General features: G+C 69.2%; 8 protein-coding genes. 2 read left to right on the forward strand and 6 right to left on the reverse strand.

The window, feature by feature from the left end; genetic code table 11:
- Positions 1-214 precede the first annotated feature (214 nt).
- Together VF647_12930 and VF647_12935 are read left to right on the forward strand one after the other, a co-directional pair.
- Positions 215-1,786 (forward strand): Ppx/GppA phosphatase family protein, encoded by a 1,572-nt coding sequence (locus VF647_12930; protein ID HEX8452998.1) that lies wholly within the window; start codon positions 215-217, stop codon positions 1,784-1,786.
- Positions 1,787-1,843: 57 nt separating this feature from the next.
- Positions 1,844-3,454 carry an FAD-dependent monooxygenase gene (locus tag VF647_12935; protein HEX8452999.1) on the forward strand — a complete coding sequence of 537 codons (1,611 nt, stop codon included), beginning with the start codon at positions 1,844-1,846 and terminating at the stop codon, positions 3,452-3,454.
- A gap of 69 nt (positions 3,455-3,523) precedes the next feature.
- Here VF647_12935 and VF647_12940 read toward each other — a convergent pair whose 3' ends face one another.
- The 6 genes from VF647_12940 to mnmG all read right to left on the reverse strand — a co-directional run bounded on the left by VF647_12940 (position 3,524) and on the right by mnmG (position 9,588).
- Positions 3,524-4,276, reverse strand: coding sequence for a Nif3-like dinuclear metal center hexameric protein (locus VF647_12940; protein HEX8453000.1), 753 nt, complete (start codon positions 4,274-4,276; stop codon positions 3,524-3,526).
- Between the two features lie 120 nt (positions 4,277-4,396).
- Positions 4,397-4,858: a polymer-forming cytoskeletal protein gene (locus tag VF647_12945; protein ID HEX8453001.1), complete on the reverse strand. Its 462-nt coding sequence runs from the start codon at positions 4,856-4,858 to the stop codon at positions 4,397-4,399.
- Between the two features lie 3 nt (positions 4,859-4,861).
- Positions 4,862-5,623 carry a peptidoglycan DD-metalloendopeptidase family protein gene (locus VF647_12950; GenBank protein ID HEX8453002.1) on the reverse strand — a complete coding sequence of 254 codons (762 nt, stop codon included), beginning with the start codon at positions 5,621-5,623 and terminating at the stop codon, positions 4,862-4,864.
- A gap of 115 nt (positions 5,624-5,738) precedes the next feature.
- Positions 5,739-6,650 carry a ParB/RepB/Spo0J family partition protein gene (locus VF647_12955; protein HEX8453003.1) on the reverse strand — a complete coding sequence of 304 codons (912 nt, stop codon included), beginning with the start codon at positions 6,648-6,650 and terminating at the stop codon, positions 5,739-5,741.
- 9 nt (positions 6,651-6,659) lie between these two features.
- A complete protein-coding gene (locus tag VF647_12960) occupies positions 6,660-7,475 on the reverse strand; it encodes a ParA family protein (GenBank protein HEX8453004.1) in 816 nt (271 codons plus the stop codon).
- Positions 7,476-7,704: 229 nt separating this feature from the next.
- Positions 7,705-9,588: a tRNA uridine-5-carboxymethylaminomethyl(34) synthesis enzyme MnmG gene (mnmG, locus tag VF647_12965; protein HEX8453005.1), complete on the reverse strand. Its 1,884-nt coding sequence runs from the start codon at positions 9,586-9,588 to the stop codon at positions 7,705-7,707.
- Positions 9,589-9,907: the final 319 nt, after the last annotated feature.

Here is a 9,907-nt window from a genome sequence, read left to right on the forward strand (position 1 = left end):
CGCGACCTGACGAGCCTCGTCTTCGCATGGGTCGAGCAGCACCCGGTGACGCCGGCGGCGAACGGCCGGTAGGGCGCAGCTCGGGTGCGTCGGCAGCGGGGTAGAGCATAAGGAACGACGACGGGGACGTTCCCCCGGCCCGATCCCTGCGCACAGATGCGGGCCGCCGGAGCCCGCTCGGGGCCGGCAGAGACCGTCTCTCGCGCGCCGGGTAATGCCGCAGCTTTCCGCACCCAAGAAGAACCCGAAGTCGCTCCCCGCCTTTCCGCTGCGGGTGGCGGCGGTGGACGTGGGCTCCAACGCCATGCGCTTCATCGCCGCGGAGTTCCGCGGCGCCACGGAGTACGAGACGCTGGCAGAGCAGCGCATGCCCGTGCGGCTGGGGCACGACGTCTTCCTCACAGGCAAGCTGCCGCGCGAGGCGATGGACGCGGCCGTGGAGGCGATGAAGGGCTTCCGGCGGCAGATGGAGGCGCTGGGGATCGACCACTACCGTGCCGTGGCCACCAGCGCCATGCGCGAGTCGCGCAACGGCGGCGAGCTGGTGCAGCGCATCCGCGACGAGGCGGGGCTGGAGCTGGAGGTCATCACCGGGTCCGAGGAGGCGCGGCTGGTCTACGAGGCGATCCGCGCCAGCGTTCCCCTCGAGAGCCACAAGTGGATCCTGGTGGACCTGGGCGGCGGGAGCGTGGAGGTGTCGCTGGTGGACGCCGGCGGCATCCTGTGGAGCGAGAGCCATGTGATGGGCTCCGTGCGCCTCCTGGAAGAGCTCTCCGTCTCCGGCGAGGAGCCCGGGCGCTTCCAGCGGCTGCTGCGCGAGTACGCGGCCACGCTGCAGATCCCGGTCATCGCGCAGCAGTGGAACCCGCGTGGGGTGATCGCCACCGGCGGCAACATCGAGGCGCTGGCGCGGCTTGCGGGCGGCAAGGCGGCGCGTGGGAAGTTGACGCGCCTGTCGCTCACCGAGCTGCGCGGGCTCATCGAGATGCTCTCGCGCCTCTCGTACCGCCAGCGCGTGGACGAGCTGGGGCTGCGCGAGGACCGCGCGGACGTCATCCTCCCCGCCTCCATGGTCTACGAGCGCGTCATCTCCGTGTCCGGCGCGGAGGAGGTGTTCGTGCCGGCGGTGGGGCTCAAGGACGGCGTGCTGGTGGACCTGGTGGACGACCTCGTGACGCACCAGGAGCACGAGGACCGCAAGGACAGGCACGCGGTGGCGGGGGCGGTGTCGCTGGGGCGGCGCTACATGTTCGACGAGACACACGCGCAGCACGTGGCGCGGCTCGCCGGCTCCCTCTTCGACCAGCTGCGCAAGGTGCACAAGCTGGAGCCCACCGACCGGCGCATCCTGCTGGCCGCGGCGGTGCTGCACGACATCGGCGTGTACGTGGGCTACAAGAAGCACCACAAGCACTCGTTCTACCTGGTCTCCCAGAGCGAGATCCCGGAGTTCTCGCAGCGCGAGATCGACATCATCGCCAACCTGGCGCGCTACCACCGCAAGGGCGTCCCGGCCGAGCACCACGACCACTTCACCCGGCTTCCCGAAGAGGACCGTGCGCGCGTGATCAAGCTCGCCTCGCTGCTGCGCGTGGCCGATGCGCTCGACCGCGAGCACATCCAGGCCGTTTCCAGCGTGCGCGCGCGTGTGGCAAAGGATCGCTGCACTCTGGAGCTGGAGGGCACGGGCGACCTCCTCCTGGAGCGCTGGGCGCTGCGCCGCAAAGGCGGGCTCTTCGAGGGCACCTTTGGCCTCAAGGTGGAGATCGCGGGCCCCACGGAGTGACCCCCGGCTGTCGGATGGCGAAGCCCCCACAATCCCACCTTCGCTGAATCACGCCACATGAACACGTCACCGCACGACACGGAGGTGCTGGTGGCCGGCGGCGGCCCCACGGGGCTGATGCTGGCGCTGGGGCTGGTCTCGCGCGGGATCACGTGCCGCGTGGTCGACCGCACGCCGGTGCGCTCCGACCGCTCGCGCGCGCTGGTGGTGCACGCCCGGTCGCTCGAGCTGCTTCAGAAGCTGGGGATTGCGGACGAGCTGATCGCGGCGGGGCGGCGGACGATGGCCGCCAAGGTCTTCATCAACGGTCGCCCCGCGGTCGACTTCGCGTTCGGCGAGGTCGCAAAGGTCACCGATACGCCCTTCCCGTTCACCCTGCTGGTGTCGCAGGTCGACACGGAGCGCGTGTTGGAGAAGCGGCTGGCGGCCCTGGGAACACGGGTGGAGCGGCCGCTGGAGCTGCTCGGCTTCGAGCAGGACGCGGACGTGGTGCGCGCGCGCGTGCGGCACGAGGATGGGCGCGAGGAAGAGATCCGCGCCCGCTACATCGTGGGATGCGACGGAGCGCACAGCGTGGTGCGTAAGGGCGCGGGTCTAACTTTCGAGGGCGGGGCGTATCCGCAGGACTTCGTGCTCGCGGACCTGACCGTGGATTGGGAGAACGACGACGATTCGCTGTACATCTTCGTCTCGCGCGCGGGGCTCCTGGCCGTCTTCCCCTTCGCGGAGCCGGGGTTTTACCGGCTGATCGCGACGCGCCCCGAGTCTGCGCCCGAAGACGCCGGCGATCCCTCGCTCGACGAGATGCGGGAGATCGTTCGCGAGACGTCACCGATTCCGATGGAGCTCCGCGATCCTCACTGGCTCGCGCGCTTTCGCCTTCATCACCGCGCGGCGAACCATTATCGTGCGGGCCGGGCGTTCGTGGCGGGCGATGCGGCGCACATCCACAGCCCCGCGGGAGGGCAGGGGATGAACACGGGGCTCCAGGACGCGGCCAATCTGGCGTGGAAGCTGGCGCTCGTGCTTCGCGGGCACGCGCCGGAAGGCTTCCTGGACAGCTACGAAGCCGAGCGGCTCCCCGTCGGACGGCGCCTGCTGCGCACCACCGACCGCCTGTTCGCAGGCACCGCGGCGCGGGGTCCTGTGAGCCTGGCCATCGCCGGCTTCCTCCTGCCGCGCATCGGCCGGATCGCGCTTGGCCAGCCGAGGCTCGCGGTACGCGGCTTCCGCTTCATCTCGCAGCTGGAGATCGCGTATCCCTCCAGCCCTGTGGTTGACGAGGCACGCCCACGCTTCCGGGGCGGACCCCGGGCGGGGAACCGCGCTCCGGATGCCCCGGTGCGCCGCGACGACACTGAAACCACCCTGTTCTCGCTCTGCACCGGCGCCGCGCACCACCTCCTCGTCTTCGGCGGCGACTCCGCGGATGCGCTCCGCACCCTCGCCGCCGAGCACCTGGGCGACGTGCAGGCGCACCACATCACCCGCAGCCGCGGGGTCGCGGATGCGTGGCTCGACGAGTCGGGCGAGGCGCACCGGCGCTACGGGATCACGGAATCAGGCTATTACCTGATCCGTCCTGATGGCTACATCGCGTTCCGCGCAGATGAACTGGACACAGAACCCCTTGCCCAGTACCTCCGCGATATCTTCCCACCCCAATAGTTGGTCTCGCAACAATCCGCTGTTCTCTCTCCGCGCCTCTGCGTCTCCGCGTGAGCCGTCTGTATCGATCTACAAGCCCGTCGGATGGTCGATGAAGAACCATTCGATGCCGAACTTGAGCTCCAGGTGCTCCGCGAGTGCGCGAACACCCCACACCTCGGTGGCGTAGTGGCCGCCGAGGTAGAGGTTGATCCCGCCCTCTTCTGCGTCGAAGAAGTTGTGGTGCGCCCCCTCGCCGGTGATGAAGGCGTCGAGCTCCGCGGCCACCGCATCCGCCACCTTGCCTCCCGCGCCACCCGTGACGACGCCAACCCGCCGCACGTGCTCGGGGCCGCCGGCGATCATCTTCACGCGCGTGCCGAGGACCTCGTCGAGTCGCGCGCAGAGCGCCTCACGGCGCAGATCCACCTCGCCCCACACGCCGAGCGGCAGCCCCTTGTAATCGCCAAAGGTGCCCTGCGGCTCCGCACCGAGCGCCCGCAGCAGGACGGCGTTGTTGCCGACGTCCGGGTGCGCATCGAGCGGCAGGTGCGCGGCGTAGACGGCGACACCCGCGTCCAACAGCGGCTTGATCCGCCGATAGCGCCGGCCGGTCAGGGGACGGTTCCCATCCCAGAACAACCCGTGGTGCACCAGGAGGAGATCGGCATCACCGGCGATCGCCTGGTCCACCGTCGCCTGCGCCGCATCCACCGCCACGGCGATGCGGCGGATGGGACGCGTGCCCTCCACCTGCAGCCCGTTCACCGCGTCCGGGTAGTCAGGCGTCGTTGCGATGCGGAGGTAGTCGTCCAAGTAGCGGACCAGCTCGTCGAGCTTCACGGAATGCCGGTGGGAAGAGACGCGCGTTTTCCCCGATCTGTGGATAACGGGAGTGGAGAACCAGGGGTCGCTCGTGTGGAAAACACGTAAGCAGTTCATGCATATAAGCTTGCGTACTGTTCACCCTGTTGTGGAAAACATCCCGACGTGCGTGGAGTTTTCCCCCGACCCCGCAGGGAGTGCGCGGACGGCTTCGGCGTCCAGCATCTGAACCTGGCCGTTGAAGCGTGCGCCTTCCTCCAGGTGAAGGTGCTGGGCGCGGGCGTGAACGACGCCCTCGATGTCGCAGGTGGCCTGGAGCTCCAGCCGGCTCTCGGCCACGACGCTGCCGCGGATTCGGCCGCCGATCACCGCGTCCTGGGTGAAGATGTCACCCTCCACGAGCCCCTCGCGGCCGACGACCACGGCCTTAGTGGCGCGGATCGTCCCGCGGATCTCGCCCTCGATGCGCACCGTGCCATCGGTGACCAGGTCCCCCACGATGCGCATCCCCGGGCCGATGATGGACATCGACGCCTCGCCCGCGTTGCCGCGCGACGGTGCGGACGTGTCACCGGTGCTCTTCGCTTTTCCGAACGCCATCTTCTACTCCGGTAAATGAACGAGCGACACCGGATCGACCGGCGTCCCGTTCCTGCGAATCTCGAAATGAAGGTGGGGAGCCGTGGAGACTCCCGTGCTTCCGCTGAGCGCGATGGGCTGGCGGGAGCGCACCCGCTGCCGTGCCTTGACCAACACGCGGGAGGCGTGCCCGTACAGCGACTCGTACCCGCCGCCGTGCGCGATGCGCACGAAGAGGCCGTACACGCTGTCGCGCCCGGCCTCCGTCACCGTGCCGTCGCCGGCCGCTACGATGGGCGTGCCGAGCGCCACCGCGATGTCCATCCCCGGGTGGCGCTCGTCGCCATCGCGCCCACGCTGCCCGCGCGTGACGAACCCGCGCGCCGCCAGCGGCCATGCGCGCGGAAGGAGCGCCTGGTCCGCCGAGTCCGCGTCCGCGGTGTCACGCTCCACGGCTGGCGGGGCCGCGGCCTTGGCGGGCTCGCGCCGGCGACCGCCGCCTAGCAGCCTGCTGATCTGCGCGTAGCGCGCCTCCATCTCCACAAGCCTGCGGCGGAGCTGGTCCACCTCCGCCACCTCCCCCTGCAGCCGCCGCACGTCTCGCTGCAGCATCTGCGCGCGGGTGGCCTGCGCCGCAAGGTAGACCCACGACCCGATCATCAGCAGCAGCGCCACGCCCAACCCGATCGCCGCGAACTTGAGGAGCCGCAGCCGACGGTACGACAGCTCGTAGGTGCGCGTGGTGAGGTCCGTCCCACCGCCATGCGGCACGACGATGAAGGTCATCCGGCGATCTTCGGCGGCGCGCAAGCGGGGGCCTCGGGACAAGGTCAAAACAGAAGTGCGTGAGTGCGTAAGTGCGTAAGTGCGTTTTTGTTAGCGCACTCACGCACTAACGCACTCACGCACTTTCCTCTCCTAGAAGCAGCTCCAGCACCCGGTCGAAATCGTCCGCGTTGTAGAACGGGATCTCGATGCGGCCGCTCTTTCCGCTCGCGCCCACGCGGATGCGGACGGCGGTGCCCATGGCACGCTGGAGCTCGGTTTCCAGGTGGCGGACGTGGGGGTCGGCCGGTGGCGCGGCGGGTGCTGCGGAGGGCGGGGCAGGGGAGCGCTCGCCGCCCTCGCGCCGCTGCCGTACGCGCTCTTCCACCGCGCGCACCGAGAGGGAGCCCTCCGCGGCCTCGCGGGCCATCTCCGCCATCGCGCGCTCGTCCTCCAGCCCCAGGATCGCGCGGGCGTGGCCCATGGAGAGGGTGCCCTCGTTGACCATGCGCTGCACCGAGGCGGGGAGCTGCAGCAGGCGGAGCAGGTTGGCGACGGTGGAGCGCTCGCGGCCCACGCTCTCGGCCACTTCGGCCTGCGTGAAGCCGAACTCGTCGATCAGCTGCTGGTACCCGGCCGCCTCTTCCAGCGGGGAGAGCTCGGCGCGCTGCACGTTTTCGACGATGGCCAGCACGAGCATGGCGCGGTCGTCCGGCTCCTTGACGATCGCGGGAACCTCGGCCCAGCCGAGCCGCCGCACCGCGCGCCAGCGCCGCTCGCCCGCAACCAGCTCCCACTCCGCGCCCTCGGGGGCGCCCGCGGGCGCGGGGCGCACCACCAGCGCCTGCAGGAGACCGTTCTGGCGGATGGAGGCTTCCAGCTCGGCGAGCTGCGCCTCGGCGAACTCGCGGCGGGGCTGGAAGGGATTTGGCGCGATGCGGGCCACCGAGACCATGCGGATTCCATCCGCGGGCGCGGTCTCGCCCTGGGGCTGCGAGTACTCGCCGAGGAGCGCGCTGAGGCCTTTGCCCAGGCGGGCCTTCTTCACGGCGGACACTTAGCGGGCCCCCACGGCGGTCGGCTCCGCCAGCGCCTCGGAAGCACGGCTCCCATTGCGGGCGATCACCTCGTTGGCCAATGAAAGGTAGCTCTTGGCCCCAACCGAGAGAACGTCGTAGAGCACGATCGGCTTCCCAAAGGAGGGTGCCTCGGCGATGCGGACGTTCCGCGGGATGGTGGTGCGGTACACCTTGGGGCCGAAGTACTCCTTGGCCTCGTCCGCCACCTGGCGCGACAGGTTCAGCCGCCCGTCGTACATCGTCATCAGCACCCCCTCTATCTGCAAGCGCGGGTTGAGGTTACCCTGCACGAGGGTGATCGTGTTCAGGAGCTGCGACAGCCCCTCGAGCGCGTAGAACTCGCACTGGATGGGGATCAGCACCGAGTCGGCCGCGGCCATCGTGTTCAGCGTCAGCAGGCCCAGCGAGGGCGGGCAGTCGATCACTATGTATTCGTAGCTGTCGCGGATGGAGGCGAGCGCGTTGCGCAGCACCCCCTCGCGCCCGCGCCGGCTCACCAGCTCCACCTCCACCCCCACCAGGTCGCGGGTCGCGGGGACCACGTCCAGGAACGGGAAGTGGACGTTCTTCACCACCGCGTCCGCGACTGGTAGATCGTCAGAGAGGATGTCGTAGATGGAATAGCGAAGCGAGTCCTTGTTGATCCCGAGCCCGCTCGTGGCGTTCCCCTGCGGATCCGTGTCGATGACGAGCGTCTTCTTCTCCGCGACCGCCAGGCAGGCAGCCAGGTTGATCGCGGTGGTCGTCTTTCCGACGCCGCCCTTCTGGTTCGCGATGGCGATGATGCGAGACAAGCGTCCTTCTCAGCTGCTGCGCGGGAGGGGTGGGGTGAGCCGTGGCGGAAATATACGACCCCCGCGGGGGTGAGTCTAGCGACCGCCAGTGTTCCGCCAACTGGGGCACGCGTCGCGGTGCGGGGTGGGACGACGCATGCGCAGCAGTGTTCCACGTGGAACAACTTACGGGCACAGAGAAGATGGGGCAGGGAAGAGGATCGAACGGTTGCTCCCTACACCGCGGGCGCTACTCCCCCGCCGCCACTCGATCTCCGCGCTTGCGCAGCTCCATCACGAGGTTCTGAAGATCGCTGGGGGAGACGCCGGGGATGCGCGATGCCTGCGCCAGCGTAGCCGGGCGGATGTGATCGAGCTTCTGGCGCGCCTCAAAGGAGAGCGAGTGGAGCTCGATCCACGGGAGGTCGGCGGGGAGCGCAACATCCGCGTGGCGCTGCAGTGCCGCGGATCGCGCGCGCTCCTTCACGAGATAACCGTCGTACTTCATCTCCATCTCCACGGCCGCAAGCGTCTCGAGCAGTACGGCGCGTTCGGCGTCCGGCGCGCCACCCACGGCATCCAGGAGCGCCTCACCTCGGACGTTCGGGCGGCGGATCAGGACGGAGAGTCGAGTCGGCTCGCGAAGCGGAGAGGAGTCCACTGACTCGAGCAGCGGATTCACGGCGGCGGGAGGGGCGTTCGTATCGCGGAGCCAGGCGCCCAAGTGATCTGCAAGCTCCTGACGCTCCTCCATCACCCTGCGTTGCGCATCGCTCAGCATCCCGCGCGCGGCGGCGATGGGGCCCAGCCGCTGAAGCGCGTTGTCCTGGCGAAGCGTCAGCCGGAACTCCGCGCGCGAGGTGAAGAGGCGATACGGCTCGTCGGTGCCCTTGGTCACCAGATCGTCCACGAGCACGCCGATGAAAGCCTGATCGCGCTCGAGGATGAGCGGCTCCTGCTCAAGTGCCGCGAACGCGGCGTTCGCCCCGGCGACTACGCCCTGACCCGCTGCCTCCTCGTAGCCGGTGGTGCCGTTCACCTGGCCCGCCAGGAACAGCCCCTCCAGCGCCTTCGACTCCAGCGTGGGGTGAAGCTGGTGCGGGGGGTAGTAATCGTACTCGATCGCGTACCCCACCTTTGTCATCCGCACCTGCTCCAGCCCCGGAATGCTGCGCAGCATCCGCTCCTGCACGTCGGCGGGGAGGGAAGTGGACAGGCCGTTGACGTACATCTCGCACGTGTCCAGCCCCTCCGGCTCCAGGAAGATCTGGTGGCGCGGCGCGTCAGGGAACTTGACGATCTTGTCTTCGATGGAAGGGCAGTAGCGCGGCCCCCGCCCCGAGATCTCGCCGCCGTACAGCGCGGACTCGCCCAGATGGCCGTGCACCAGGTCGGCGAGCTCGGCTCCCGTCCAAGTGATCCAGCACGGAAGCTGAGGGAGTAGCGGGGCGCGCTCCCAGACGGAGAGACGGTAATCGGGGCTCTCCCCCGGCTGCTCCTCCACGCGCGAGTAGTCGACGCTGCGCCCGTCGATGCGGGGCGGCGTTCCCGTCTTGAAGCGCGCCACCTCCAGCCCGAGCGCCTCCATCTGCTCGGCGAGACGAATGGAGGGTGGGTCACCCGCGCGGCCGGCCGGCACCCCCTCCGCCCGGCCTACGTGGATGCGTCCGCGCAGAAATGTGCCCGCGGTCATGACGACGGAGCGCGCGCGGAACTCGAAGCCATTCTCCGTCTTTACGCCCGCGACGCGCCCGTCTTCCAGGAGGAGCGAGCCAACCATCCCCTGGAAGAAGTCCAGGCCTTCGTGGCGCTCCAGGAGCGCGCGGGCGGCACGCGGGTACAGGCCGCGGTCGCACTGCATGCGCGGCGCCCACACCGCCGGGCCCTTGGAGCGGTTCAGCATCCGGAACTGGATGCGGGCGCGGTCTGTCGCCATCCCCATAACTCCGCCGAGCGCATCCACCTCACGCACGACGGTCCCCTTTGCAACACCGCCAATCGCGGGGTTGCAGCTCATCTGGCCGATGGCTTCAAGGTTGGCGGTTACCATGAGCGTGCGCGCGCCCGCCCGCGCGGCGGCCGAAGCCGCTTCGACCCCCGCGTGCCCACCACCGACTACGATCACGTCGTACATCTGCAAATGGGACCGAGAGAAGGGAGCGTGGCTGCGCGCTTGAGGTCTCGCCGTGGAGGCACTCTGTACCGTGCAGGTGCAGTGCTGTTCCACGTGGAACATTGCTGAAGAAAGACTCACCGCGCGGCACCGGACGACACCCGCTAAACCGTTCCCCGCTCAGCATTCACCACCGTCACGCTACATGGCACATGTGTTGCACCCCCGCCCCGGCCCACGGCAGGGAATACCAGATTCAGCGGAGGCTTGCATGGCGGACCAGAACAACTACGGCGCTGGCGGGACCGGCGGCGCGGGCGGCGCGGGTGGTCTGGGGAGC

It is taken from the genome of Longimicrobium sp., from assembly GCA_036387335.1.
Lineage (GTDB): Bacteria > Gemmatimonadota > Gemmatimonadetes > Longimicrobiales > Longimicrobiaceae > Longimicrobium.